Origin of the sequence: Kocuria sp., assembly GCF_030530945.1 — a bacterium.
Taxonomy (GTDB): domain Bacteria; phylum Actinomycetota; class Actinomycetes; order Actinomycetales; family Micrococcaceae; genus Kocuria.
On sequence record NZ_JAUMTZ010000009.1, the window covers coordinates 66,115 to 93,062 of the forward strand.

Here is a 26,948-nt window from a genome sequence, read left to right on the forward strand (position 1 = left end):
CCAGGGAGAACGCGTGATCACCCCCCACCAGGACGCCCCCGCGTCCGAGCTCGTCACCGTTGTGGTTCCCCACTACGGCGCCCCCGGGCCCACGCTCGCGCTGCTCGCGCAGCTGCGGGCGCAGCGCGACGTGCCCGGGCTGCGGATCGTGGTCTCCGACGACGCCTCGCCCGAGCCGCTCGTCCTCCCCCCGGAGGCCGCAACCGGCCCGGGAGCACCCGAGCGCGCCGCCCCCGCACGCTCCCCGCAGGCCCCCGCGCCGAGCACCCCTCCCGCCGCCGTGGCGCAGGACCGCGCCCGCCCCGTGACGCTGCTGCGCCGGTCGCGCAACGGCGGTTTCGGCGCGAACGTGAACACCGCGCTGGAGCGCGTGAGCACCCCGTATGCCCTGGTCCTGAACTCGGACCTGGAGGTGGGGGAGCGGTTCGTGGCGGACCTGCTGGAGGCCGCGCGCCCGTGGCAGCCGTGCGTCGTCGCCCCCCGGGTGCGCTCCGCGGACGGCTCGGAGCAGCACGCTGGGCGCCACTTCCCCACGGTGGGCCACCAGACCGTGGAGTGGCTCTCTCCGCTGGCCCGCTGGCGGCACACGCGCGTGCTCCACGAGGCCGTGGGCCACGACACGCGCGCCGCGGGCCCCGGCACCACGAGCGTGGACTGGGTGACGGGCGCGGCCCTGCTGCTGCCCGTGGCCGAGGTGCGCGCGGTGGGCGGCTTCGACGAGAGCTACTTCATGAACGCGGAGGAGGTGGACCTGCAGCGCAGACTGCGGGAGCGCGGCGTCCCGTCCCTGGTGGCGGGGGACGTGACGGTCACCCACGCGGGCGGGGGATCCTCGGACGCACGACGCCGCCGCGCCTGGCTCGTGGCCGCCCGGTCCAGGTACGCGCGGCGCTGGGGCCGTCCCCGCACCCTGACCGCGGCACTGACCGCGGCCACCGGGGTGAACCTCGCCGTGAACACCGTCCGGGCCGCCGCGGGCCGCGACGTGCACCCCCTGCGGGTGGCACGCGAGGAGCTCGCTCTGATCCACCCGGGCCTGCGCCCGGGGGCAGGGGGCCGGCGATGACCCGCGCCCCCAGGCTGCTGCTCGTGAGCCCCGCGTTCCACGGCTACCACCGCTCGATCGCCGCGGCGTTCGAGGGGCTGGGCTACACCGTGGCCACCCACTGCTACGACAGCTACGCCACCCTGGGCTCCAAGGTGCGCAACAAGCTCGTGCACGAGCTCCCCGCCCGCCTGCGCGTCTCCGGCCTGGGACTGGGCGGGGAGACCGCGGCACGGGCGTGGGCCTCGGAGCGCACCCTGCGGGTCGTTGCGGCCTTCCGCCCGGACAGGGTGGTGGTGATCAAGGGGGACATGCTCGACGCCCGCGTGTGGGAGGACCTGCACCGGCGCGGGATCCCCAGCACGCTGTGGCTCTACGACGACCTCGCGCGGCAGGAGCACTCCCTGGACTTCCTGCGGGCCGTGGGCCCCGTGCTCAGCTACAGCGCGGACGAGACCGCGCTGCTCGCCCGCGAGGGCGTGGACGCGCACTTCGTCCCCAACGGCTTCGACCCCCACCTGGCCGCGTCCACCGCCACGCGCCGCGAGGAAGTGGTGTTCGTGGGGTCCTGGTACCCCACCCGGGAGCGGCTGCTGCTGGACGTGCAGCGCGCCGGTGTCCCGGTGCGCACGTGGGGTCGCGGCTGGTCCCACCACCCCGCGGACCGGTTGCGCACGTGGCGCTGGGCCCGCCCGGCGCTCGCCGCGGAGCGGGACATCCCGCTCGCGGAGGCGTACCGGGTGCAGTCCGAGGGCCTGCTGGCGGTGAACTCCCACGGGGCGCAGGCAGGGCTGTCCATGCGCACGTTCGAGGTCCCCGGCATGGCCGGGCTGCAGGCCGTGGACCGCCCGGACGTCGCCCGGTTCTACGAGGTGGGCACGGAGACCCTCGTCTACCGCTGCGCGGAGGAGCTGGTGGAGCACGCCCGCCGCGCGCGCACGGACCGGGCCTGGGCCGAGCGCATCCGCGAGCGCGGGCGCCGCAGGACGCTCGCCGAGCACACCTTCGCCCACCGGGCTGCAGCGATCGAGAGGTGCTGGGCATGATCGTGGAAAACGTTCCCCCGCACCGGCTCGCCTTCCCGCGGGACCTGCGGGCGTGGCGGCAGTGGCAGGAGTCCACCCGTCCGGTGCGCCTGGCGGCCACGCGGGTGCGGGCGGGCCTGCGCGCCAGCCCCCTCCCGCTCGCCGGCCACCACGCCGACGCCGTGGGCGAGCCCCTGTGGCTCACGTGGCGCGGGGAGCACCCCGCCGTGCTGCTCGCCCTGGACGCCCAGACCCCCACCCAGCTGGCCTCGGTGCTGCGCCCGCTCGCGTGGCTGGCGGGCACGGACGCCGCCGTTGTCTCCACGGAGCCCGTGACCGGGGCCCTCGCGGCGCGGGGGGAAGACCCCGGGCTGTGGCGCAGCGTGCGCGTCCCGGCCGCGGCGCCGCGGCCCGACGTGCTCGACGGGCTGCGCGCGGTGCTCTCCGTGGGCGCCTACCTGCCGGCGGGTGCCGCGGCCCACCGCTGGGCCCTGAGCACCGGGGCGAGCTCCGCCGTGGTCCAGCACGGGCTGCTGACGCCCTTCGCCCCGCCCCTGCCCGAGGACTGCCTGCTGCTCGCGTTCTCCGAGCAGGACGCGGCGTTCCTCGCGTGGCAGCGCCCGGATGTGGCCGTCCGGGTGGTGGGTTCCCAGCTGCTGTGGTCCGCCGCCCGGCCCGAGCTGCGCGCCCCGGCCGCGGCCGCCGAGCACCGGCCCGTGTTCCTGGGCCAGCTCCACGGCGCCGAGCTGCCCCGCCGGGACGTGGCACGTGCCGCCCGGCACTTCTGCACCGTCACCGGGGCCGTGTACCGGCCGCACCCCGGGGAGCGGGACAAGCTCTCCCGCGCCCAGCACACCGCGTGGCGCGCGAAGGGTCTCACCGTGGACCGGGCCGGGGCCGCGCTCCCCGCGGTGGACGCCCCCGTGGCCTCCGTGTTCTCCACGGGAGTGCTCGAGGCCGCCGCCCGCGGGCTGCCCGCGCGCGTGACCCACCCCGCACCGCCGCGCTGGCTCGAGGCGTTCTGGGAGCGCTACGCGATGGCGCGCTGGGACGGCACCGCCGCGGGGGCCGGATCCGCCACGGGGCGCGCCCCGGCCACCCCGCCCCCCGAGGTGCCGCGCACCGAGTCCGCCCGCGCGGTGGCGCGGATCCTCGCTGAGGCGGCGGGCGGCGTCGTGGACCAGCAGAACCCCGAGCCCCAGGAGGCCCCGTGAACATCCTGTGCGTGATCCCCGTGCGTGGCGGCTCCAAGGGCGTGCCGCGCAAGAACGTGCGCCGCGTGGCCGGGCGTCCGCTCGTGGTGTGGACCATCGAGCAGGCGCTCGCCGCCCGCCCGGAGCTGGACGTGCTGGTCTCCACGGACGACCCCGAGATCGCCGACGTCGCCCGGGACGCGGGTGCCGACGTCCCCTTCCTGCGCCCCGCCGAGCTCGCCCGGGACGAGACGCCCACGGAGCCCGTGATCCGCCACGCCATCGACGCGCGCACCGCGCAGGGCCGCCGCCCGGACGCGGTGATGCTGCTGCAGGCCACCTCGCCCGTGCGCCAGCCGGGCACCCTGGACCGGGCGGTGGAGCAGTTCATCCGCTCCGGGGTGGACTCCATGGTGGGCGTGGTGCCGGTGGCGCCGTTCCTGTGGGAGCTCTCAGACCCGCCGCGGGCCGCCTACCCGGTGGACGCGCGGCCCCGGCGCCAGGACATGGGGCCCACGGACCGGCGCTACCGCGAGACCGGCTCGCTCTACCTCACGCGCACCGAGATCTACGAGACGCACGACAACCGGCTGGGCGGGAGCATCGGGCTGTTCGTGATGGCCGAGGAGGAGGGCGTGGACATCGACACGTTCCAGGACCTCGAGCTGGCCGAGCGGTACCTCGAACGCCAGGCCCGGGAGCTCGCGGGGGACTCCACGGTCCGGGCCGCGGGAGGTGCCGCGTGACGGGGCAAGTCCGTGTGGACACCCGCCTGCCCGCGGCCGGGCCCGGGCGGCGCGGTGCTCCGGCCGAGGGACGGCAGCCGCCCACCGGTGAGCTGCGGATCGGGCGGCACACCGTGGGCCCGGGGCACCCGGCGCTGCTGGTCGCGGAGATCGGCAACAACCACAACGGCTCGGTGGAGCTGGCCAAGCACCTGGTGGACCTCGCGCAGGAGGCCGGCGCGGACGCGGTGAAGTTCCAGCTGCGGGACATGGACGCGCTCTACCGCCAGGCCGGGGCCGCCGCGGACGGGGAGGACCTCGCGGTCCAGTACACCCTGGAGCAGCTGTCCCGGTTCTCGCTGAACGCCGCGCAGATGCTGGAGGTGCTCGAGCACTGCCGGGAGCGGGACGTCGACGCGCTGTGCACCCCGTGGGACGCGCCCTCGGTGCAGGTGCTGGCGCGTTGGGGTGTGCCCGCGTTCAAGATCGCCTCCGCGGACCTCACCAACCACGGACTGCTGCGCGACGCAGGCTCCCGCGGTGTGCCGCTGCTGGTGTCCACCGGGATGTCGAGCGAGCGGGAGATCGAGGACGCCGTGGCCGTGCTGCGCGGGACCGGCGCACGGTTCGCGCTGCTGCAGTGCCAGTCCACCTACCCGGCGCCCTACAAGGACCTGAACCTCGCCCACATGGACCGCCTCGCCGAGCTGGGCGGGTGCCCCGTGGGGTACTCGGGCCACGAGCGCGGCTTCCACGTGCCGATCGCCGCGGTGGCCCGCGGCGCCCGCATCGTGGAGAAGCACTTCACGGTGGACCGGTCCATGGAGGGCAACGACCACACGGTCTCGCTGCTGCCGGACGAGTTCGCCCGGATGGTCGAGCAGATCCGGGACGTGGAGGCCGCGATCGGCTCCGCGCGCCCGCGCACGGTGACCCCGGGGGAGTCCATGAACCGGCTCAACCTCGCCAAGTCCCTCGTGGCCGCGCGGGCCGTGCCCCGCGGGCACACCGTGGGCCCCGAGGACGTGACCGTGCGCAGCCCCGGGCGCGGTCTGCAGCCGGACCGCCTGCCGGAGCTGCTGGGCCGTGTGGCCCCCCGCAGCATTCCCGCGGGGGACTTCTTCTACCCGGGGGACCTGGGCTCCGGACCCGCCGCCGCCCGTGACTACGCGTTCCGCAGGCCGTGGGGCATCCCGGTGCGCTACCACGACGCCGCCGCGCTCACCGCGGGGCGCACCCCCGACTTCCTGGAGTTCCACTTCTCCGCCCGTGACCTGGACGTCCCGCCCGCCGAGGTCTTCGACCGGCCCCTCCCGCACGCCTTCACCACCCACCTGCCGGACCTGTTCCCCGGCGACTTCCTGGTGGACCTGGCCAGCGCGGACGAGGACGTGTGGCACCGGTCCCTGCACGAGGTGCAGCGCACGATCGACCGCACCCGCGAGCTCGTGCCGTTCTTCGAGGGCACCGAGGAGCCGCTCGTGGTGCTGACCATGGGCGGTTTCACCCGCACGAGACACATTCCCGCCTCCGAGCGCGAGCGCGGCTACGAGCGGATCGGACGGGCCCTGACCCACCTGGACACCTCCGGGGTGCGCCTCACTGCCCAGACCCTGCCGCCCTTCCCGTGGCTGCTGGGCGGACAGCAGTTCCACAACCTGTTCGTGGACCCGGAGGACACCGCTCGGTTCAGCGAGGCGTACGACGTCCCCCTGACCCTGGACGTCTCCCACAGCAAACTGGCCGCCACGTTCCTGGGCATCCCGTTCCCGGACGTCGTGGAGCGCCTGGCCCCGCTGAGCGCCCACCTCCACGTGGTGGACGCCACCGGCGTGGACGGCGAGGGGGTCCAGGTGGGCGAGGGCGAGGTGGACTTCGCGGACCTCGCCGCCCGGCTGGACCGGCACTGCCCGACCGCCGGGTTCATCCCCGAGATCTGGATGGGCCACGTGGACGGCGGCCAGGGGTTCTGGACCGCCCTGGAACGGCTGGAGGAGTGGTTCTGATGGCTGATCCCCTCGCCCTGTGGGTGGTCCCCGTCTCCGAACCCGGGGGAGTGGCCCGCCACGTGCTGGACACGGCCAGCGCCGGCATCCCCGGGTTCCGCCTGGCGGTGCTCTGCCCGCCCGGGTGGCTCGCGGGGCAGCTGCGGTCCACCGGTGCGGCCGTGCTGACGGGGCCGTTCGGGCCGGGGGCGCTCGATGCCCTCCCGCGACGAGGAAGCGGAGCGGCCGGTGCCCTGACGACGGCGCGGGCGGCCGCGGCGTCGTCGGCCACCCTGCGCCACGCGGTGCGGACCCTGCGCCCCGCGGTGGTGCACTCGCACCTCGCCTACGCGGACCTCCTGTGCGCCGCCGTGCTGCGGGGACCGCGCGCACCCGGCCCGGGACATCCCGCACTGGTGAGCACGGAGCATGGCATCGCCGGGGACGCCGCGCTCTACCACGCGGACCCCGCGCGGGCCCGTGCCATGGCGGCCCTGCACACCCGGCGGCTGCGGCGCACCGACGCCCGGATCGCCGTGTCCGAGGCCACGGCCCGCGCCATGGTCCTGCGCTGGCACGCCCGGGACGTGACGGTGATCCGCAACGGCATCGACCGGCCCCGCCCGGGCGCAGCGCCCAGGTCCCCGGAGGCCGGGTCCGGGCCGCGGCTTCTCTCCCTGGCCCGGCTCGCCCCGGAGAAGAACCTGGCCGCCCTCGTGGCGGCCACCGCCGCGCTGCGGGCGGAGCATCCCGGCACCACACTCACCCTCGCCGGGGACGGCCCGGAGCACGAGCGGCTCCGCGCCCTCGCCGCTTCCCGGGGACTCGCGGACCGGGTGAGCACCCCCGGCGTGGTGGACCCCACCCGCGCGCTCGCGGAGCACGACGTGCTCGTCCAGCTGTCCCGGTGGGAGAACTGCTCCTACAGCCTGCTGGAGGCCGCCGCCGCCGGTGCGGGGACCGTGGCCACGGACGTGGGCGGCAACCGGGAGATCCTGCCCGCGCGCTGCCTCACGGCCGCAGACCCGCCCGGTCTCGCGGACCGGGTGGCGCGGCTCGTGGCCCAGCAGCTGGATCCGGCGGAGCGTCCGGGGCTGCCCCCGGACTGGCCCGCCGTGGCGGAGATGACGAGCGCGGTGAGCCGCACCTACCGAGAGGTTCTCGGGGACACGGAGGTCCACGCATGAGCACCAGCACCACCCACCACGGCACGCACCGGGACCGCGCCGGCACCGGGAGCCACACCCGTCAGGCGCAGCGCCCCACGGCGGTGAGCGCGCTGCTGCGGGACCGCTTCACCGGCGTGGAGACGGCCCGCGTGCCCCGCGGTGCCTCCTCCGCGATCCCCGTGCTGCTGCTGTTCGCGGCCGCGGTGTGCGAGGGGGTGGACGTGCCCGGCACGGGGCTGCCGCTGAGCTCGCTGGCCCTGGTGCCGCTCGTGCTGGTGTCCCTGTTCTTCCCCGCCACGGCACCCGCCAGACCCCCGTGGTTCCCCGTGCTGGTGGTGGCGGTGCCCGTGTGGCTGGGGGTGGCGTCGCTGCTGCACGGTGATCTGGACACCCGGCGGATCGGGAGCATCGCACTGTGGGCCGCCGTGGCCCTGGTGCTCTCCTCGGGGCGGATCCCCCTGTTCATGGTGGCCCGCGGGCTGGCGCTGGGAATCACGGTCGCCGGGCTGTACGCCATGGCCACCATCGGCTCCAGCGCCTACGAGGGCCGGGTGACCGGGTGGTTCGGCGATCCCAACACGGCCGGACTGTTCCTGCTCACCATGCTGCTCCTGAGCATTCCCTACCTCCCCTCCGCCAAGACCACCGTGGTGGTGGTCCTGGTGGGTCTGGCGGCCACGGTCCTCACGCTCTCCCGGACCACGCTGCTCGCGGCGGGGATCGCAGCTCTGTGGATGGTGCTCGGAGGCAAGCTCAACAGGGTCTTCGGAGTCCTGGGGGTGGCCGGGGTGGTCCTGTGGATCCTCCGGTTGCCGGACTCCACAGCCACGATCGGCCCGTTCCACGACCGCGAGGGATCCGACGCCCTGCGCGAGCGCATCACAGCAGAGGAGGAGCACATGGTGACGCAGTCGCCCTGGGCCGGTCACGGCGCAGGAACCGCACGGGTGGACGTGGACGGAATGACCTTCTTTTTCCACAACTCCTACCTGGCCATCCGGGCCGAGGCCGGGTGGATCGGGCTGGCACTGCTGGTGGGCCTGTTCGCGGCCACGTTCGTCGCGCTCGTGGCGCTGCCCACGGCCCGCCGATCGGTGTGGCTGGAGGGTTCGCTGGTGTCGGTGGCGGTGTGCGCCACCAACCTGGGCGAGGTCTTCCTGGCCATTCCCGGCACCCTGGTCCTGGGCTTCGCCGGGCACCACCTGGCGGTCCAGTACGCGGAGCTGCGCCGCGAGCGGGAGCAGGAGCGCCTGGACCGGTGGGCCCGCAGACTCGCCCGCGGGCAGGTCGCGGGGAGCATCTCGTGAGCCGGCGGGTGGTGCTCGCGGCCGGGCACGGTGAGATCGGCGGCGGGGAGGTGATGCTCCTGGCGTGCGCGGCGGCCCTCTCCGACCTCGGTCTGCGTGCCATCGTTGTGGCTCCCGAAACACCGGGCCGACTTGCGGCCGAGGCACGAGCCGCGGGCCACGCAGTGGTCACCCACGCGGTGGGGCACGGTGGGGCGTGGGCGGGATCGGTTCCTGCCCTGCGGGGGGCCGTGGAAACCGCCCGAGGTGGTGATCCTCGAGTATCTGTGTGGTGCCATGGATTGCGGCCCTCCGCCGCTACCGCGGGATTGCCCCGACGGATTGTTCACCTCCATCGGAATCCCACCCGTGGTCAGGTTCCCCTGCTCGCCGCGGCGGTTCCGAGGGCTGGCGCTCTCGTGGTGCCATCCACCTCGACGCGTTCTCTCCTGCCCGGGCCGGTGAGAGCCAACGCTCGTGTTCTGGGGAACTGGACAGATGACATCGCGATGACCACCAGGCGTCACCGGTCACCCGATCATGCTCCCGTGGTCGGCTACCTCGGCAGACTGGCGCCGGAGAAGGGGATAGAGGCGCTCGTCTCAGCGATGGAGCTGCTGGATGGTCTGGACTTCTCGCCCTCACCTCGGCTGGAGGTGGGAGGGGCACCCCTCTTCGTCGACCGCTCGGGTGCCAAACGGGTCGAACGCGCGCTCCTAAGCCTGGGGGATCGGGTGTTCCACCATGGGTGGGTGGAGCGGTCTTCCTTCCTGGCATCGATCGACGTTCTGGCGTGCCCCTCCACCTGGGAGGAGCCCTTCGGCCTGGTGGCCGCCGAGGCCATGGCCGCCCGCGTCCCCGTGGTCGTCAGCGACGCCGGCGCCCTGCCCGAGGTTGTGGGCCCGGAGCACCCCTACACCGCCCGCGCGGGGGATCCCCGCTCGCTCGCGCGCGTGCTGCACCGTGCCCTCCGCGAGCTGGGCACGGACGCTGGGGACGCCGTCGTCGGCCGCGCACGGCGCCGCTGGGAGGAGCTGTGGAGCCCCGCCGCCGGTCGCGCGCGGGTTGCGGAGCTGCTCGCGGACCTGGGGGTGCTGGCATGACGCCGCGCGCCTCGGTGGTGGTCCCCACGCGCGGCGGCGCGCACCGGCTGCCCGTGCTGCTCGCCGCGCTGGAGCGCCAGCGCGGTGCGGACTTCGAGGTGGTCCCGGTGGTGGACGGGGACGTGGACGGCTCCGAGGCCGTGATCGCCGCGTGGTCCGGGCGCGGAGTGCTCACGCTACGGCCCGTGGTCCTGCCCGAGAACGCCGGGCGCGCCGGCGCGCTGAACGCTGGGCTGCGCCACGCCGCGGGGGACGTCCTGATCCGCTGCGACGACGACCTGGACCCCGGCCCCGATTTCGTGGCCGGGCACGTCCGGCGCCACGACGCCGCCCCCGGCCCGGTGGGCGTGGTGGGCCCGTGCCGCAACGTCCTCCCCGACACGGCGTTCGCCCGCTCCTACGGCAACGCCGCCGCACGCCGCTCCCTCGCGGCGGTGCGGCAGACCCCGCCCGAGGACGCCTGGCGGCTGTGGGGCGGCAACGTGTCCGTGAGCGCCGGGACCGCCCGCGCCCTCGGCGGCTACGACGAGCGCTACCGCGGCTACGGCTGGGAGGACGTGGACTACGGCTTCCGGCTGCACCAGGCGGGTATCCCGGTCCTCGTGGCCCCCGAGCTGATCGTGGACCACCTCATGGGCGCCACCACCACCCTGCTGCGTGCGCGGCGTGCCCTCCACGCCGGGGCCGCCCGACGTCGTTTCGGCGAGTTCCACGGATCCGCCGCGGCCGCCGCGCCGTCCGAGCGCTCCGCCTGGCGGGTCCTGGTGGGGCTCACCGCTAAGCTGGTCACCGAGCAAACGCTGCGCCTGGTGTGTCCCGCCGTGGACGCCGTCTCCGACCACCTGCCCCCGTGGGTGGCGGAGAAGACGGTGGCCCTGCTCGTGGAGGCGGCGGACGCCGCGGGGACCCGCCATCCCCGTCGCGCCGGTGCCGCGTTCTGAGACCCCGCTCGCAGCCCCACCCCTCGGACCCCCATCCGATCAGGAGATCGCCCCCCATGGCCCACGGTTCCCCCGCCGCAGCACCGACCCGCCCCACGACGCCGCCGCGTCCCGGTGGGCGCGCCACGGCACCCCGCCTCCCCGCTGACGGGACCGCCGCCGCGCGGCGCACGGAGGCCGGGCCGGACACCACAAGCCACGCGGTCCGGGGCGCCGTCGGTCAGGGCGGCACCGGCCGGGGCGGGTCCGCGCGGCCCGCTGTGGCCATCGCCCACGACTACCTCACCCAGCGCGGGGGAGCGGAGCGGGTGGTGCTGGCCATGCACCGGGCGTTCCCCGAGGCCCCCATCTACACCACGCTCTACGACCCCGAGGGCACCTACCCCGAGTTCCGGGACGCCACGATCATCACGTCCCCCCTCAACCGGGTGGCGCTGCTGCGCCACCACCACCGCTGGGCGCTGCCGCTGCTGCCGTTCGCGGCCTCCGCCATGCGGGTCCCGGCGGACGTGGTGCTCGTCTCCACCAGTGGCTGGGCCCACGGCTTCCGCACGGACGGTGTTCGCCAGGTGTACTGCCACACCCCGGCCCGCTGGGTCTACCTCCTGGAGCAGTACCTGGGGGCGGCGCCGTCGTCCTCGCCCATGGGCTGGGCCATGCTGTGCGCGCGTCCGCTGCTCGAGCGGTGGGACCGCCGCGCCATGGGCGCCGTGAAGCACATGGTGGCCAACTCCACGGTGGTGCGGGACCGCATCAAGGAGGTGTACGGGCGGGACGTGGAGATCGAGCACCCCCCGCACCGGATGCAGGACGACACGCGCACCGAGCCCGTCCCCGCCATGGCGGGATTCGCCCGGGACGGCGAGTACTTCCTGTCCGTGTCCCGGCTGCTGCCCTACAAGAACGTGGACCGCGTCATGGAGGCGTTCCGGCGGCGCCCGGAGCGCCGGCTCGTGCTCGTGGGAACGGGTCCGCTGGAGCAGCAGCTGCGGCAGCAGTGCCCCGAGAACGTCCTGATGCTCTCGAACCTCACGGACGCCCAGATGCGCGGACTGTACCGGGGAGCCATGGCCGTGGTGGCCGCCTCCCACGAGGACTTCGGGATCACCCCGCTGGAGGGCTTCGCCTTCGGACGCCCCACCCTGGCCCTGCGGGGTGGGGGGTACCTGGACACCGTGGTCCCGGGGATGACCGGGGCCTTCTTCGAGGAGCCCACGCCCGAGGCCATCGGCAAGGTCCTGGACCGCTTCCACCCCGAGGACTGGGACCAGGACGCCATCAGGGACCACGCCCGCAGCTTCTCGGAGGAGCGCTTCGTGCGCCGGATCCGCGCGGTGGTTGCGGAGCTGACGCGCTTACCGGGGCACGCCGCCGCTCAGGACTGAGGCGCGTCCAGCCCGACCCCCGGTTTGCGGGGCGGGACGCGGTGGAGCACGCGGTAGCGCAGCGCCCCGTCCAGGGCGCCGAGCACGTGGCACCAGCGGGTCACCAGCGCGACCGGCTCCCACTGGCGCCGCAGCAGCATTCCTGCCGGGAAGCCCAGCGCCCGCAGGACCGGGATCCCGGCAGCCGCCAGGGCGCGCAGGGCCGGAACCTCCGGGTCCGTCCGCACCGCGAGCAGGGTTGCGGCCACGGAGTCCGCGTACGCCTGGCGGAACGCGTTCGCGGCGCCCTCGGCCTGCCGGTACGCAATGCGCACCGACAGCACGTGGGGGATGCGGAACCCCGCGAGGCGCACCCGCGCCGCGAGGTCGTTGTCGTCCCCGTGGTGGGGCACGGAGACGTCGAAGCCGCCCAGGTCGTGGAACAGCCGTCGGGTCATGCCGAAGTTGCCGCCCAGCAGCACCGTGGGCCGCTCGGGCGTGTCCGGGACCGCCGGGGGCTCCTCGCCCGTGGGGTCGATCAGCGCCTGCACGGGGCCGGGGCCCCCGTGGAAGGCACGGTCCGGCAGCGCCACGGCGACGCCGCTCCACACCGGGCCCACGGTGAACGCCCGCACCCCCTCGAGCACCCAGGAGGTGGAGACCACGTCGTCCGCGTCGCAGAACATCAGCAGCTCGCAGCGTGCGGCGTGGGCACCCACGTTGCGGGCGTAGGAGGAACCGCGGCGGTCCGTGGCGTCCACTGTTCGCAGCTCGAACGGCGGATCGGGGAACTGCTCCGCCAGTGCATCGAGATCCCCCGGGGCGCCGTTGTTGACCACCAGCACCTCCACCGCAGGTCCCGGCACCTGTGACACCAGTGCCGCCAGCTGCGTGGGGAGGGTCCGGAGGTCGCCGCCGCACGGGATGACCACGCTCACCACCGGTTTCCGCCCCGTTCCCGCAGTCCCGGACTCCCGGCCCCGGTCACCCGTCATGCCGGGGTCCTCCCCGCGGCTGGACACGCCGAGGGGGTCCGGGTCACTTGCCGGCGGTCGAGCGCTCACGGCGGGCCGGGCCGGAACCGGCCTTGGACTTCCGGCGCGCCTTGGAGCGGAAGCCCCGGGACGACTTCTTGGCCTCGCCGTAGTAGGACGAGTAGCCGCGGCGGTAGCCGCCGTAGCCGAAGCCGTAGTGGGACGAGCCCACACCGCGGGCGGGGGCGAGGTTCAGGACGGACCCGAAAAGCCTCACGGACACCCGGCGCAGCATGGAGGCGGAGAGGTCCACCTGCTCCTTGCGGGTGCCGCCCACCTCCACCACGAGGATGGCTCCGTCCGCGGCCGCGGCGAGCAGGGTCGCGTCCGTCACGGGCAGCACCGGAGGAGCGTCCACGAACACCATGTAGGTGCTTCGCAGCTCGGCGAGCACCTGCTTCATGCGCTGCGAGCCCACCAGTTCCGAGGGGTTCGGGGGGATGCGGCCCGCCGGCAGGACCATGAGGGAGGACCCGGGGACCTGTTGCAGGGCGTCCTGCAGGGTCACCTGGCCCGAGAGCACCTGGGTGAGGCCCACGGAGCCGTCCACCCCGAACACGCCGGCCACCGTGGGGCGGCGCAGGTCCGCGTCCACGATCACGGCCGGCTCCCCGGCGTGGGCGAACGAGTTGGCGATCGCCGTGGTGACGGTGGACTTGCCCTCACCCGGGTTGGGGCTCGTGACCACCACGCACCGGGGCGGGTTGTCCACGCTCACGAACCGCAGGTTGGTGCGCAGCTGGCGCACGGCTTCGTGGGCGGCGTCGTCCTCCACCTCGCCACGGTTGTTGCCCTTCAGCGAGGGGGTCTTGGGGAGGATGCCCAGCACACCGGCGTCCGTGAGCTCCTCGACCTCGTGGGACGTGCGGATCCGCACGTCCGAGACCTTGCGCAGCAGCGCCACGGCGTAGCCCGCCAGCAGACCGAGGAAGGCCCCGAGCAGCAGGTAGTTGCGGATGTTGGGGCTCGACGGCGCCCCGGGCACCTGGGCGTCCTCCAGCGGGACCACGCGGATCGGGGAGCCCGAGCCCTCGAGGTCCTTCACCACGTCCGCGGTGGCCTCGAGCGCCGAGTTGGCGAGCGATGCGGCCTTCTCCGGCTGGTCGGCGGTGGCGTCCACCTTGATGAGCGCGGAGTTGGGGACCACGCTCGCCGTGAGGTGTCCGGCCACGTCCCCCGCCGCAAGACCGAGGTCCGGGTTCTGGGAGATCTTCTCCGCCACCGAGCGGGAGGAGATCAGCGGCAGGTACGCGCTCGCCTTGTTCTGCGCGGCCACGTCCCCGTTGAGCACATCCCCCAGGGAGCTGCTGCCCGTGGTGGTCACGAAGCCCGTGGAGGAGGACGTGTAGACCTTGGGCTGCAGCAGGGCCAGGCCGAATGCCAGCACCAGTCCCGTCAGCATGGCGGCGAGCAGGAGTAGGAGGTTTGCGCGGGTGAGGCGCAGGAAGTCGAGTACGGTCATGTCAGTCCTGGGGGGTGGGGGCGTCGGGGGACGAAGTGGCCGGGTCGGTGCCGCGTGGACCCGCGCGGGGGCGCGGTGTCCATGACATGGCACCGTGGATGTTGCAATCGTCTGAAGTTTAGCAACCACTCGGCTCGGAGCGGGGACCCGGACGGCTAGCCGCGCCGCAGAAACCCCTGTGTGACCAGGGAAGACGTGAACCGCAGGACGTCCGGGCGAACGGTCTCGGGCTCCTGGCCCGTGGTCCGCGCCACGGCGTCCACCACCTCGTTCTCCGGGACGTTCAGGGCGGCGCTCCAGATGAGGGCCGCGGAGTCGTTCAGGACGAGGGGCCGCCCGCCCGGAACACGCGCCAGGCAGACGCCCCCGGATCCGGGGACCTCCGGGATCTCGGGAAGCTCCACGGCTGCCACGTCCGGCGCGGGGCGCAGGGTGCCCGGTGGACTCGCGCGGTGTACCTCGGAGCCTTCTTCCCCCGGTTCGTCCGCACGGACGAGCCAGCTGGATGGACTTCCCGTCTGCTCCCGCCGGACGTCCCCGGGGGGGTCACCGTGGGCCCAGGAGGATTCCCCGGCGGAGGCCTGGTCCTGGAGGGTCGGTGCCGTGGGGGACGGGTCGGGGCCGGGCGACTCCGCGGTGTGCGGGTCCGGAGTCACCCCGGACGACGCCGCGCCGCCCTCCGCATCCACCCGGCGTCTCGCGCGCCCGCCCACCAGGTCCCGCACGGCCGTGGCGGGCCGCGCGAGGGTGGCTCGCGCGATGTCCACCACGGTGGGCTCGCGCTCCAGGTCCATGCGCAGGTGGTCCACGTTGGGCAGTGGTGCTCGCAGCGCCACGCGCAGCTTCCCCCACGGTGTGGTGGCCGCCCGCATGCGGGCACGCCACTCCTGGGAGCGGGAACCCTCCTGGGAGAGCACCAGCCAGAGGTCGTGGGAGGGGTGGTCGCGGTAGCGCGCGAGGTGTCCGGTGGCCGCCGCGTGGGCAACGCTCGCGGACAGCTCTCGGGCCCGCTCCTCGAGCAGCCGCCAGTCCTCCGGGTTCAGCACCTCACTCAGGTGGCCCACGTCCTGCTGCCGGGACTCCGGGCTGCGGGCGGCGTGGACCAGGATCACGAGGGCGTGGTCCAGGGTGGCGGGGACGTCGCACGGGAACGCCGCGATCTCACGCCGCACGCGCCTGCTCCACAGCCGGTCGAATAGCTCACCGGGCGCCAGCTCGAAACCGGGGAACGAGCGGTGGACGTCCACCAGACCCCAGGAGGGGTGGCGCATGGTCTGGGCGTGACGGAAAAGGGATCCGGAGCGGAACGTGGAGACCGTCTCCCAGCCCCGTGAGCGCAGCGCCTCCACCATCCGCTGCGCGTGCTCGGGGTGGACCAGTGCGTCCACGTCGCTGCTGATCCGCCCGGGGGCGTACAGACCGGGGGCGGCGGCGTACCCCTTGACCAGCAGAGCGTCCACGTGGTGGGCCCGGGCAGTGGCCTGGATCTCCGCGTGCGCCAGCTCCACGCGCACGCCCAGGGGGATGTCCGATCGGTCCATCACCCCAGGCTAGCGCCGGTTTGTGCACGCGTGTCGCACAACTCGCTGCGGATGAGGAATCGGAATCCGGTGGGGCTTCCACCACGGCCCGCCCGCGGGCGCCGCCTGGAGGGGGGCGGCGACGGCCCCCTCGGGGGTGGCATCCCCTCGTGGCGGGTCGGGGTGTGCCCCCGGCTTCCCCGGCACGCAGAAGGGCGGCCCGGGAAATTCCCGGGCCGCCCCTGTTCCGCGGAGGGCGTCGGCGCGTGCGCCTCGGTGGACTACTCGGTGCGCTGCCCGTCCGTCTCCGGGGCGGCTCCCGCGCGGGCGGGCTCCGGAACCGGCAGGGCGGGATCGGGGGCCGCGGCGGCGTCGTCGTCCTTGAAGGGGCGGCCCGCCAGCGGGGCGTTGTAGCGGTGCAGGTCCAGGATGCCCTCGCGCTTGGAGACCACGGCGGCCACGAGGGCCTGGCCGGTGACGTTGAGCGCGGTGCGGCCCATGTCCACGATGGGGTCCACCGCGAGCAGCAGCCCAACACCGTCCAGGGGCAGGCCCAGGGTGGAGAGGGTGAGCGTGAGCATCACGGTGGCGCCGGTGGTCCCGGCGGTCGCCGCGGAGCCCAGCACGGACACCAGGGCGATGAGCACGAAGTGCATGGGCGTGAGGTCCACGCCGTAGAACTGCGCCACGAAGATCGCGGCCACGGCGGGGTAGACAGCGGCGCAGCCGTCCATCTTGGTGGTTGCGCCCAGCGGGATCGCGAAGGAGGCGTAGTGGGAGGGCACGCCCAGGTTGGACTCGCTCACGCGCTGCGTCACGGGCATGGTGCCCAGGGAGGAGCGGGAGACGAAGCCCAGCTGCATGGCGGGCCACACCCCGGCGAAGAACTGCCGCACGGGAAGCCCGTTGAGCTTCAGGAGCACGGGGTAGACCACGAACGCCACCAGCAGCAGACCCGCGTAGATGGTGAGCACGAACTTCACGAGCGAGCCCATGGAGCCCCAGCCGTACTCGAACACGGCGGTCCCGATCAGTCCCAGGGTGCCCAGCGGTGCGAGGCGGATGATCCACCACACGACCTTCTGCATGATGGCCAGCCCGGACTGCATGAGGGTGAGGAACGGCTCGGCCGCCCTGCCCACCTTCAGGGCGGCGACGCCCACCACCAGGGACACCACCAGGATCTGCAGCACGTTGAAGTTCACGGTGGTCTTTACCGTCTCGGGGTCGAGCACCTTAGAGGTGGTCTCCAGGCCCAGCACGTTCACGGGGATCAGGCCCTTGAGGAAGGCCAGCCACGAGCCCTCGGTGCCGGAGTAGGTCTCGGGCTGCGCCTGGCCCGTGCCGATGCCGGGCTGGATGACCACGCCCAGGACCATGCCGATCACCACCGCGATCAGGGAGGTGATGGCGAACCACATGAGGGTCTTCCACGCCAGCCGGGCGGCGTTGGAGACGTCGCGCAGGTTCGCGATCGAGGAGATCACGGCGGTGACCACCAGGGGGACCACCGCCGCCTTGAGGATCGTGACGTAGCTGGAGCCGATGGTGTCCAGGGTGGTCATGAGCCAGTTGGGGCTCTCCTCCGGGTCCCCGCCCATGGCGGCGGCCAGGGACCCGAGGAGAACGCCCAGGACCAGGGCGACGAGGATCTGCCACCCGAAGGACGCCGTCCAAGCCGGGAGGCGCCGGGTACTTTCTGCGGAATTCATACCGGCCACCCTAGGGCGGGGGAGAATAAACCACCCAGGGCTCGTGACGAAGTGTGACGCCGCATTCTCGGAATACCGGGGGAGTTCCCCGTGGATCCGCCCCCTACAGCGCCAGCGCGTACTGGAGTGTGTCCAACCCCACGGAGCCAAGGCGCAGGGCACGGCTGTGGAAGCGCTTCAGGTCGAAGTCCGCGCCCTCCCTGGCCCTGGCCTCCTCGCGGGCGTCGAGCCACATCTGCAGACCGATCCGGTAGGAGGGGGCCTGACCGGGCCAGCCCATGTAGCGCAGCCACTCGAAGCGCAGGGTGGACTCGGCCATCGCCACGTTGTGGCGCAGGAACGCCCAGCCGTCCTCCGGGGTCCACACCTCGCCCGCGCGGGCTCCGCCGAGCATCTCGCCCAGGGCCTCGGGGATCTCGAACCCGCAGTGGAACCCCACGTCGAAGATCACGCGCACGGTGCGCAGCCGCTGGGAGTCCAGCATGCCCATCCGGTCCCCGGGGTCCGAGAGGTAGCCCAACTCCTCCATGAGACGTTCCGCGTACAGCGCCCACCCCTCGCCGTGCCCGGAGACCCAGATGCCCATGCGTCGCCACTCGTTGAGCTCCCCGGCGTTGGCCAGGGCGGTGGCGCACTGCAGGTGGTGGCCCGGAATGCCCTCGTGGTAGACGGTGGTGGTCTCCTCCCACGTGTTGTGCTGCTCCACCCCTTCCGGCACGGACCACCACATGCGCCCGGGCCGGGAGAAGTCCGCGCTCGGCGGCGTGTAGTAGATGATCCCGTCCTGGGTGGGGGCGATCCGGCACTCGAGGGTGCGCATGGGACCGGTGATCTCGAACTGCGTGTCCGCGAGCTCGGTCAGGGCGGTGTCCGAGAGGCGCTGCATCCACGCCTGCAGCTCCTCGGGGGAGTGCAGCTGCCGTGCCGGGTCCGCGTTCAGGGCCGCCATGGCCTCCTGGATGCCCGCCCCGGGGCGGATCTGCTCGGCCACCTCCCGCTGCTCGGCGTCGAGCGCGATCAGCTGCTCCACTGCCCAGTCGTAGACCTCGCGGGGGTCCCTGCGCGAGCCCAGGAAGGAGGCCAGGTGCAGCCTGTAGTCCTCGAGCCCGCACGCGTCCGACGGGCGCGCCACCGGGGCGAAGTCCGCGCGCAGGACCCGGGCGATGTCCCGGTACGCCGCGCGGGCGGCGTCGGCGGCCTCGGCGAGCTCTGCGCGGACGGACTCCGGGGCGCTCGGGTCCCGGACGAGTCCCGCGAAGAAGCCCTCGTCGGAGGCGTACTGCTCGGCCTGCTGGGAGGCCTCCACGATCTGCGGGGCCGACGGCGGGCGGTCCAGCGCCACGGCCTCGTCCAGCCCCGCGCGGTACTGGGTGAGCGCCGCCGGGATGTTGGCCATGCGCCCCGCGATGTGGCGCCAGTCCTGCTCGGTCTCGCGCGGCATGGCGTCGATGTCCTGGCGGATGCTCTGCACCGGGGACTCGATGTTGTTGACCACCGCGACGTCCAGGTTCGCGGCGTGGCTGTCCCGCTGCAGCTCGAGCTGCTCGCGCAGGGCGTGGAGGGTCACGCGGTCCACGTCGTCCTGCGGCTGCACCCCGTCCAGGCGAGCCAGGGTGGTGCGCACCAGCTCGGCGCGGGCGGCGCGGCCGGCGGGACCGAAGTCCGGGTACTCGGTCTCGTGTCCAGGGAAGCCGTGGAACGTGGCCGCGCTGGGGTCCAGGGCCAGGTACTCGTGGAAGTAGGTCTCGGCGAGCTGGTCCACCGGGGTGGGCGTGCGCCGGGCGGAGCCCAGGGGTGCGAGGGGTTCCGGGGACTGGGGTGTGCTGTCTGGTGTGGTCACGATATGTAACCCTAGTCACACCGGGGCGGGATGGGGAGCACTGCGGGTCTCAGTCCTCGAACCGCTCCGCCAGCTCGTCCAGCAGCTCCAGCACGGGCCCGCTGCCCGCCACGGGTCCGCCGGCCAGCAGCCCGTCCGCGCCGAGCACCACGGCCCAGGGGTTGCCGGGGCGCTCGAACACGGCGGCCATCTCCTGCCGGTCGTCCACGAGGGTGCGTGCACGCAGGGCCTCGGGCAGCACGTCCCGTTCCGACTCCCGGGTCACCACGGCGTGCACGGCCACCGGTCCCAGGTCCTGGCCCGTGCCCGAGATCCGCTCGATGGCCGGGGCGCACCACCCGCACGTGGTGCTCACACCCACCAGCACGCGCGCGCGGCTCCCGGCCAGCCCGCGCAGGGTGACCCGTGCGCCGTCGGCGTCCTGGAGCGAGGCGTAGGGAATGGGCAGGCGCTCGTAGTCCCCGGGCTCCTGCGCCCCGTCCGGACCCGGTGCGCCCTGCGCGGGGGCCGACGCCGCGGCGTCGCCGTCCTGGGGCGGGGCCGGCGGGAGCGGGGGCACCCGGGAGAGGTCCCGGGGACTGCGTGTGCCGTCCGCGGGGTGCTCGCTCCACAGGATCACGAGAACGCACAGGACGGGGATTGCGCCCGCGAGCACACCCCGCCACGGCAGGGCCACCACGGGGCCCTGGAAGCCGGAGAGGCAGAGCGCGAGGGCCAGCACGGCCACGAGGGTGAAGACCAGGTTGCGCACCACCGTGCGCCAGGACACCGGAGCGGTGGACAGCGCGCCGAAGCAGCCGCACGAGGCGGGGTCAGGGGCACGGGTGCCCCGCACCACCACCACCGTGAAGGCGGCGAACACGAGCACCACCGCAACCGCCACGGCCACCAGCCACGGACCGGACGCGAGCACGAGCCCGGCGGCCAGGACCACCTCGGCCCAGGGCAGGGCGGCCTGCAGCCAGGGGGCCCTCAGGGCCGCGGGCAGGTCGGCAGAACCCAGCAGGGAGCGGCTGGAGCGGGGAGAGAGCATCTTGGCGACGCCGCTGACCAGCAGGATCGCGGCGAGGGACACGAGGGAGGAGACGGCAAGGGAGGACACCGGAACATTATCGTCGATGGACATGTCCACTGGTTCCCCCGCAGGAGCACCGCCATGCACGCAGTGTGTGACGACGGTGCTCGGAGCCGGTGCCGGGCCGCTCTGCGCGGACTCCTAGCGCTTAGCGCTCGGGCTGCGTCCACCGCCACGCCCCGCGGCCGGGGCGCAGCCGCAGGCCCAGGCGGACCCGCCGGGACTGGGAGCGGGTGATCCTGGACGGTCGCACCGCGGAGGGCTGCTGCGGCCCGGAGAGGGTGCCGAGGGCAGCGACCAGGGCCGCGAGCTCCTCCGCCGTGGGGTTTCCCCGCGTCACGGTGAACAACGGCTCCTGGGTGTCCTCGGTATCGGGGAGGGCGGCCACGGCCTCGAACCGGTGGTCCGCCCCGATGCGGTTCCCGGTGCTCACAGCGGGATGTTCCCGTGCTTCTTGGCAGGCTGCGAGGCCCGCTTGTCCGCCAGCGCCCGCAGTCCCTTCGCGATCTGCTCGCGGGTCTCCGAGGGGCAGATGACGGCGTCCACGTATCCCAGCTCGGCGGCCTGGTACGGGTTGAGCAGCTCCTCCTCGAACTGGCGGGCGAGCTCGGCGCGCAGGGCCTGGGTGTCCTCGCCGTTCTCCTGGGCGGCCTTCAGGTCCCGGCGGTGGAGGATCTCCACCGCGCCCTGGGCACCCATGACCCCGATCTGGGCGGTGGGCCACGCCAGGTTGATGTCCGCGCCGAGCTTCTTGGAGCCCATCACGATGTACGCCCCGCCGTAGGCCTTGCGGGTGATCACCGTGATCAGGGGAACCGTGGCCTCCGCGTAGGCGTAGATGAGCTTGGCGCCGCGGCGGATGATGCCGTTGAACTCCTGGTCCGTGCCGGGCAGGAATCCCGGCACGTCCACGAACGTGAGGATGGGGATGTTGAAGGCGTCGCACGTGCGCACGAAGCGCGCGGCCTTCTCGGAGGCGGCGATGTCCAGGGTGCCCGCGAACTGCAGGGGCTGGTTCGCCACGATCCCCACGGTGTGGCCCTCCACGCGGGCGTAGCCCACCATCACGTTGGGGGCGTAGAGCTCCTGCACCTGCAGGAACTGGCCGTGGTCCACCACGGTCTCGATCACCGTGCGCATGTCGTAGGGCTGGTTCGCGGAGTCCGGGACGAGCTCGTCCAGGGCGAGGTCCTCGTCCGTGGTCTCGTCCGCCTGGTCGTGGTCCAGCAGCGGGCTGTCCTGCAGGTTGTTGCCCGGCAGGTACTCCAGCAGCTCGTGGACGAAGTCGAACGCGTCCTGCTCGTCGGAGGCGAGGTACGCGGCGGTGCCCGTGCGCTCGTTGTGGGAGCGGGCCCCGCCCAGGGTCTCCATGTCCACGGTCTCCCCGGTGACGGTCTTGATGACGTCCGGGCCGGTGATGAACATGTGGGAGGTCTTGTCCACCATGACCACGAAGTCGGTCAGGGCGGGGGAGTACGCGGCGCCGCCGGCGCACGGGCCCATGATCAGGGAGATCTGCGGGACCACCCCGGAGGCGCGGACGTTCATGCGGAAGATGTCCGCGAACATGGCCAGCGAGGCCACACCCTCCTGGATGCGGGCCCCGCCGCCGTCGTTGATCCCGATCACGGGGCAGCCGTTGCGCAGGGCGAACTTCTGGACCTTCACGATCTTCTCGCCGTTCACCTGGGACAGGGACCCGCCGAAGACCCCGAAGTCCTGCGAGTACACGGCCACCAGGCGCCCGTCCACGGTGCCGTAGCCACTGACCACGCCGTCACCGGGAAGCTTCTTCTTCTCCATGCCGAACATGGTGCTGTGGTGCACGGCCAGGGCGTCGAACTCCACGAACGAGTCCGGGTCCAGCAGCATCTCGATGCGCTCGCGGGCGGTGTTCTTGCCCCGGGAGTGCTGCCTGTCCACCGCCGCCTGGCCGGCGGGCACGGCGGCCTCCTCTCGGCGCTGCCGGAAGTCGGCGATCTTGCCTGCTGTGGTGGACAGGTCGTGGCTCATGACACCTCGCGTGGTCGTGGATCGGTGCGTGCGCAGGGCACACACTGGGGGCGCACCCTGGCGCTGGAACTGCGCCCCAGTGTAATTGCCACCGTTACGGGCTCTTTTGTAGGTCTCCCACAATCCGCCGGGCGCTCGTTCGCACGCCCCCACGGGGTGGCGGCAGACCCTGCGGCGGGAGGGGGTGCTCAGGCGGGGCCCACCGAGCCGATGGTCACGGACCACTCGCGGATCTCGTGGCCGGTGACGGCGCCGTGGACCACCAGCGGGTCGTCCTGGATGAGGCGCGCCACGTCCTCGGCGCTGTCGGCGCGCAGCAGGATCAGTGCGCCGTCCTCCCCGAGCGGACCGGAGGCCAGGTTGGTTCCCCGCTCGTGCAGCTGCCGCAGGAAGGCCCTGTGGGCGGGGCGGTGCTCGGCGAGGACCTCCGCCGGACCGCCGTAGGTGTAGTTCAGGGCGAAGACGCTCACGGGATGACCTCCAGGACTCGTGCGCCGTGCGGTGCGGACCGCCCCAGCATAGGCACCCCCCCCGTCAGCGGGCCCGGGACCTACACTCGGAGGGCACCCGCGCACCCCGCCGCGCACCGTCACCCGAGGAGCACGAACCATGGACGCCACCGACGAGCACCCCGCCGCGGACTACAGCCAGGAAGCCCTCGAACGGGACCTGCGGGCGCACGGCTACACCCGGGTCACGGTGCTGGACAGCGTGGGCTCCACGAACACGTGGCTCGCCGAGCGCGTGGCCGCGGCACCCTCCGCCGCGCCGGGCGCCACCCCCGCCACTCCGGGTGACGCCGCCGTGCCCGGGCTGGAGGCCGTGGTCACCGGGTTCCAGAGCACCGGCCGGGGCCGCCTGGACCGCCAGTGGGTCACCCCCGCCGGCACGGCCGTGACCTTCTCGGTGGCGTGCACACCCGTGGACGCCGCGGGCCGCCCGTGGTCCCCTGAGCTGCTGCCGTGGCTCACCCTGCTCATGGCGCACGCCGTCACGGGGGCCGTCCGGGACCTCACGGGTGTCCCGGCCGTGGTCAAGTGGCCCAACGACGTCCTGGTCCGCGACCGCAAGCTCTGCGGGATCCTCGCCACCGTGGTGGCCTCGGGCGCCGCTCGCAGCGTGGTGGTGGGGGCGGGAATCAACGTGTCCCAGCGCGAGCTGCCCGTGCCCGCGGCCACGTCCCTGCGCCTCGAGGCGCCCGACGCCGTCCCACCCCGTCCTGCGCTGCTCACCGCGGTCCTCGAACGCTTTGCGGACGTCCTCACCCGCGCCTCCCGCGACCCCGGTACCGAGCTCGGCCCGCACGGGTCCGTGCGCATGGCACTGGAGGCCGAGCTGGACACTCTGGGGCGCGAGGTCGCCGTGCACCTGCCGGGCGCTCAGCGCCCGCTCACGGCCACCGCCACGGGCCTCGGGGCCTCGGGGCAGCTCGTGGTGCGCGAGCGGGACGGGAGCGTCCACGAGTACTCCGCGGGCGACGTCGTCCACGTCCGGCCCGCACGCCAGGCACCGGCCGCCGCGGCCCACGAGCCCGGGGAGGCCCGGGCGTGAGCCGGGCCCACGGACTGGAGCTGGGCCCCGGTGAGGAGACGGTGGTGGCCACGCACCCCCACCCTCTCGGCCTGGCCCGCCCGGCGCTCGCGGCGTGGCTGCTCGTGCTGGTGTACTCGGCGCTGCGGCGGGTCCTGGACCTCTCGTGGCGGCCCACCTCCACGCCGTGGACCACCCTGCACTCGTTCGTGGGGTGGGTGCTGCTGGTCGCGGCGCTGGTGGCCGCGTGGCGGTTCGCGGTGGTGCCGGCGTGGCGGTGGCTGCGCACGCGGTTCGTGCTGACCAGCGAGCGGCTGGCGCTCGTGGGCCCGTCCGCGGGCCGCACCCCGGTCTCCCTCCCCCTGGGGGAGCTGCGCTCGGCGCGCGTGACCCGGGGGGCGTCCGAGGTGGGCGCCGCCAGGCAGGGCCTGGACCGGGGCACGGTGCTCGCCGACTTCGGGGACATGGGCGGGCTGAAGCTCGCGGGCTGCCCGCAGCCGGCACGGTTCGTGGCCCTCGTGCGGGAGTCCGCTGCACGGGTGGGGAACTACAGTGGTGCAGGCAGCACCACCACCCCGGGCAGCCCCGGGCCGCACACCGCCCAGCAAGGAGGACCGCGTGGCTGACGACCCCTCGCAGCACCAGGACCACGTCGTGACGGGCCCCCAGACGGCGCAGCTGAACCTGAACCTGCACAACCCCGTGCAGTCCAACCTCTATGGCTCGGAGGAGTCCCAGGCGGCGGTGCGCCACCTGGACGCGCTGCTGCTGGGCTCGCAGCGCCACCTGCGCCGCCGGGAGGCCGCGAAGGAGGCCGGGCTCTCCACCTCCTCCGCCCAGAAGATCTGGCGCGCGCTGGGATTCCCCAACCTCAGTGACGACGACGTCTACTTCACGGGCGAGGACACGCGGGCCCTGCGGGTGGTCTCCCAGCTGGTGCAGGACGGCACCCTCAGCGAGGAGGCCGCCCTGTCCCTGGCCCGCTCGGTGGCCCAGCTGACCGACCGGATGGTGGTGTGGCAGGTCGAGGCCCTCGTGGAGGACATGGTGGCCCACCGCGACATGACGGACGCCCGGGCCCGCCGCGAGCTGCTCACCCTGCTGCCCGAGCTGCTGGACCCCCTGGAGAAGCTGCTGGACTACGCCTGGCGGCGCCAGCTCTCGGCCGCCGTGCAGCGCCTGGCCATGCGCGGGGAGCGCCCGGACGGCTCCACCCTCACCCTCCACGGCTCCGCCGCGGACACCGGTGGCTCTGCGCTGCCGCTGGCCCGCGGCGTGGGCTTCGCGGACCTGGTCTCCTACACCTCCCTGTCCCGGCAGATGAACGAGCGCACGCTTGCGAACCTCGTGCAGCGCTTCGAGAAGCGGTGCGCGGAGGTCATCTCCATCGGTGGCGGGCGGGTCATCAAGACCATCGGGGACGAGGTCATGTTCCTGTCCGAGACCCCCGAGGGCGGGGCCAAGATCTCTTTGGCGCTCGCCCACTTCATCCGCGAGGACCCGCTGCTGCCGCAGGCACGGGTGGCCTTCGTGTGGGGCCGGGTGCTGCCGCGGCTGGGGGACCTGTACGGCCCCACGGTGAACCTGGCCTCCCGGCTCGTCTCCCTCACGGAGCCCGGCGGGGTGGTGGTGGACGAGTCCACGGCCCGCGTGCTCGCCGGGGACGAGCGCTTCGTCCTGGAGCCCCTGGCCACGCGCAACGTGCGCGGCTTCGGGGACGTCCGCCCCGTGGCCATCACCCAGGGCCGAGGGCCCCTACTGGAAGACGAGGTCGAATGACCGTTCCCCTGACCATCCGACCGGGAGGCGTCACCGACCGGGGGCTGCGCCGCGAGACCAACGAGGACGCCCTGATCGTCACGGACACCATGTGCGCCGTGGCGGACGGGATGGGCGGGCACGAGGCCGGCGAGGTGGCCAGTGCCCTGTGCGTGGCCACCCTGGGGGCCTCGGACCTGTTCACCCTGGAGGACTTCCGCGACTACCGGGTGGTGGAGCCCGAGCCGGGCACGGACGTGGCCCGTTTCCGCGCCACGATCGACCGCCAGCTGAAGCTGGACCCGGACATCCCCAACGAGGCGCTGGAGGCCGTGCGCCGCGTGCGCTCGGTGCTGTGGGAGGCGGACCAGGCCATCCAGGCCGAGTGCGGCACGCGCGCGGGCACCACGGTCACCGGCGCGTGGCTCGTGCAGATCGCGGGCGCGTGGCTGTGGCTCGTGTTCAACGTGGGGGACTCCCGGACCTACCAGCTCACCGGCCCCGCCCCGGGCCAGCCCGTCACGGACGCCACCGGACCGGTGGGGGTCACCCAGCTCACCGTGGACCACTCCGAGGTGCAGTACCTGGTCTCCATCGGCCAGCTCACCCCCGCGCAGGCCCTGGTCCACCCGCGCCGCAACGTGATCACCCGCGCCCTGGGCACCGGGCAGATCTGGGAGCCGGACGTGGTGGTGGTCCCTGCCGTTGCCGGCCAGCGCCTGCTGATGTGCTCGGACGGCCTCACGGGGGAGCTGTCGCCCGCGCACATCGCGCGCGTGCTGCACTCCGTCCCGCACCCCAAGGAGGCCGCGGACGTGCTCGTCCAGGCGGCCCTGCGCACCGGCGGGAGGGACAACGTCACCCTCGTGGTCGCGGACGTCCTCACCGCGGACGACCCCCGGGCGAACACCTCCTCCATCCCGCGCGTGCACTGACCCGCGGCACCTGACGCCCGACGCCCGACCTCGAGTGCTGAGCGGCGGGTCTGCACGCACGGGGTCAGGCCCACGGCACCGGGCCGCGGCACCTCGCGCGAGGCACAGGATGCCCGGCACACGAACCGGCCCCGCGGCGGCGTGGGGGGTGGTCGGCGCCGCCGGGCCGCCACAGGGCGCACGGGCCCGCCGCGCCCCCCACGGGGTGCACGGCCTGTCGCGCACCTTCGACC

General features: G+C 73.9%; 23 protein-coding genes. 14 read left to right on the plus strand and 9 right to left on the minus strand.

Features of this window, described 5'->3' with window-relative positions:
* The first annotated feature begins 13 nt into the window (after positions 1-13).
* From Q4A22_RS09035 to Q4A22_RS09080, 10 genes are all read left to right on the plus strand, one after another.
* A complete protein-coding gene (locus Q4A22_RS09035) occupies positions 14-1,066 on the plus strand; it encodes a glycosyltransferase family 2 protein (protein ID WP_303178761.1) in 1,053 nt (350 codons plus the stop codon).
* Positions 1,063-2,091: a glycosyltransferase gene (locus Q4A22_RS09040; protein ID WP_303178762.1), complete on the plus strand. Its 1,029-nt coding sequence runs from the start codon at positions 1,063-1,065 to the stop codon at positions 2,089-2,091. The genes Q4A22_RS09035 and Q4A22_RS09040 overlap by 4 nt, the downstream gene beginning before the upstream one ends.
* Positions 2,088-3,284, plus strand: coding sequence for an RNA-binding protein (locus tag Q4A22_RS09045; RefSeq protein ID WP_303178763.1), 1,197 nt, complete (start codon positions 2,088-2,090; stop codon positions 3,282-3,284). The genes Q4A22_RS09040 and Q4A22_RS09045 overlap by 4 nt, the downstream gene beginning before the upstream one ends.
* Positions 3,281-4,009: an acylneuraminate cytidylyltransferase family protein gene (locus tag Q4A22_RS09050; protein WP_303178765.1), complete on the plus strand. Its 729-nt coding sequence runs from the start codon at positions 3,281-3,283 to the stop codon at positions 4,007-4,009. Before Q4A22_RS09045 ends, Q4A22_RS09050 begins: the two co-directional genes overlap by 4 nt.
* Entirely contained in the window at positions 4,006-5,994 is a 1,989-nt protein-coding gene (locus tag Q4A22_RS09055) for an N-acetylneuraminate synthase family protein (protein ID WP_303178766.1), read from the plus strand. The genes Q4A22_RS09050 and Q4A22_RS09055 overlap by 4 nt, the downstream gene beginning before the upstream one ends.
* Positions 5,994-7,160: a glycosyltransferase family 4 protein gene (locus Q4A22_RS09060; RefSeq protein ID WP_303178767.1), complete on the plus strand. Its 1,167-nt coding sequence runs from the start codon at positions 5,994-5,996 to the stop codon at positions 7,158-7,160. Before Q4A22_RS09055 ends, Q4A22_RS09060 begins: the two co-directional genes overlap by 1 nt.
* Entirely contained in the window at positions 7,157-8,449 is a 1,293-nt protein-coding gene (locus Q4A22_RS09065; protein ID WP_303178769.1) for an O-antigen ligase family protein, read from the plus strand. Before Q4A22_RS09060 ends, Q4A22_RS09065 begins: the two co-directional genes overlap by 4 nt.
* A gap of 488 nt (positions 8,450-8,937) precedes the next feature.
* Positions 8,938-9,531, plus strand: coding sequence for a glycosyltransferase family 4 protein (locus Q4A22_RS09070; RefSeq protein ID WP_303178770.1), 594 nt, complete (start codon positions 8,938-8,940; stop codon positions 9,529-9,531).
* Positions 9,528-10,472 (plus strand): glycosyltransferase family 2 protein, encoded by a 945-nt coding sequence (locus Q4A22_RS09075; RefSeq protein ID WP_303178771.1) that lies wholly within the window; start codon positions 9,528-9,530, stop codon positions 10,470-10,472. The genes Q4A22_RS09070 and Q4A22_RS09075 overlap by 4 nt, the downstream gene beginning before the upstream one ends.
* Positions 10,473-10,528: 56 nt before the next feature.
* Positions 10,529-11,857 carry a glycosyltransferase gene (locus Q4A22_RS09080; RefSeq protein WP_303178772.1) on the plus strand — a complete coding sequence of 443 codons (1,329 nt, stop codon included), beginning with the start codon at positions 10,529-10,531 and terminating at the stop codon, positions 11,855-11,857.
* Here Q4A22_RS09080 and Q4A22_RS09085 read toward each other — a convergent pair.
* From Q4A22_RS09085 to Q4A22_RS09125, 9 genes are all read right to left on the minus strand, one after another.
* Positions 11,848-12,831 carry a glycosyltransferase family 2 protein gene (locus Q4A22_RS09085; RefSeq protein ID WP_303178774.1) on the minus strand — a complete coding sequence of 328 codons (984 nt, stop codon included), beginning with the start codon at positions 12,829-12,831 and terminating at the stop codon, positions 11,848-11,850. The two genes, Q4A22_RS09080 and Q4A22_RS09085, sit on opposite strands and share 10 nt — an antisense overlap.
* 43 nt (positions 12,832-12,874) lie before the next feature.
* Positions 12,875-14,332 carry a polysaccharide biosynthesis tyrosine autokinase gene (locus Q4A22_RS09090; protein ID WP_303178776.1) on the minus strand — a complete coding sequence of 486 codons (1,458 nt, stop codon included), beginning with the start codon at positions 14,330-14,332 and terminating at the stop codon, positions 12,875-12,877.
* A gap of 155 nt (positions 14,333-14,487) precedes the next feature.
* Positions 14,488-15,873 (minus strand): PqqD family peptide modification chaperone, encoded by a 1,386-nt coding sequence (locus Q4A22_RS09095; RefSeq protein WP_303178777.1) that lies wholly within the window; start codon positions 15,871-15,873, stop codon positions 14,488-14,490.
* Between the two features lie 260 nt (positions 15,874-16,133).
* The gene (locus Q4A22_RS09100) at positions 16,134-17,564 is read right to left on the minus strand and encodes a dicarboxylate/amino acid:cation symporter (protein WP_303178779.1); all 1,431 of its coding nucleotides are present in this window, start codon (positions 17,562-17,564) and stop codon (positions 16,134-16,136) included.
* Positions 17,565-17,667: 103 nt separating this feature from the next.
* Entirely contained in the window at positions 17,668-19,404 is a 1,737-nt protein-coding gene (locus Q4A22_RS09105) for a DUF885 domain-containing protein (protein ID WP_303178781.1), read from the minus strand.
* A gap of 49 nt (positions 19,405-19,453) precedes the next feature.
* Positions 19,454-20,530, minus strand: coding sequence for a MauE/DoxX family redox-associated membrane protein (locus Q4A22_RS09110; protein WP_303178782.1), 1,077 nt, complete (start codon positions 20,528-20,530; stop codon positions 19,454-19,456).
* A gap of 97 nt (positions 20,531-20,627) precedes the next feature.
* A complete protein-coding gene (locus tag Q4A22_RS09115; RefSeq protein ID WP_303178783.1) occupies positions 20,628-20,912 on the minus strand; it encodes an acyl-CoA carboxylase epsilon subunit in 285 nt (94 codons plus the stop codon).
* Positions 20,909-22,492, minus strand: a complete 1,584-nt coding sequence (locus tag Q4A22_RS09120; RefSeq protein ID WP_303178785.1) for an acyl-CoA carboxylase subunit beta — start codon at positions 22,490-22,492, stop codon at positions 20,909-20,911. The genes Q4A22_RS09115 and Q4A22_RS09120 overlap by 4 nt, the downstream gene beginning before the upstream one ends.
* A 188-nt stretch (positions 22,493-22,680) precedes the next feature.
* Positions 22,681-22,962 (minus strand): YciI family protein, encoded by a 282-nt coding sequence (locus tag Q4A22_RS09125; protein WP_303178787.1) that lies wholly within the window; start codon positions 22,960-22,962, stop codon positions 22,681-22,683.
* A 139-nt stretch (positions 22,963-23,101) separates the two neighbouring features.
* Here Q4A22_RS09125 and Q4A22_RS09130 point away from each other — a divergent pair, with 139 nt between their 5' ends.
* The 4 genes from Q4A22_RS09130 to Q4A22_RS09145 are packed head-to-tail and all read left to right on the plus strand — an operon-like array spanning position 23,102 to position 26,715.
* Positions 23,102-24,043, plus strand: a complete 942-nt coding sequence (locus tag Q4A22_RS09130) for a biotin--[acetyl-CoA-carboxylase] ligase (RefSeq protein ID WP_303178789.1) — start codon at positions 23,102-23,104, stop codon at positions 24,041-24,043.
* Entirely contained in the window at positions 24,040-24,648 is a 609-nt protein-coding gene (locus tag Q4A22_RS09135; RefSeq protein ID WP_303178791.1) for a hypothetical protein, read from the plus strand. The genes Q4A22_RS09130 and Q4A22_RS09135 overlap by 4 nt, the downstream gene beginning before the upstream one ends.
* Positions 24,641-25,801 carry an adenylate/guanylate cyclase domain-containing protein gene (locus Q4A22_RS09140; protein WP_303178793.1) on the plus strand — a complete coding sequence of 387 codons (1,161 nt, stop codon included), beginning with the start codon at positions 24,641-24,643 and terminating at the stop codon, positions 25,799-25,801. The genes Q4A22_RS09135 and Q4A22_RS09140 overlap by 8 nt, the downstream gene beginning before the upstream one ends.
* On the plus strand, positions 25,798-26,715 hold the full coding sequence (locus Q4A22_RS09145; protein WP_303178795.1) for a PP2C family serine/threonine-protein phosphatase: 918 nt from the start codon (positions 25,798-25,800) through the stop codon (positions 26,713-26,715). Before Q4A22_RS09140 ends, Q4A22_RS09145 begins: the two co-directional genes overlap by 4 nt.
* Positions 26,716-26,948: the final 233 nt, after the last annotated feature.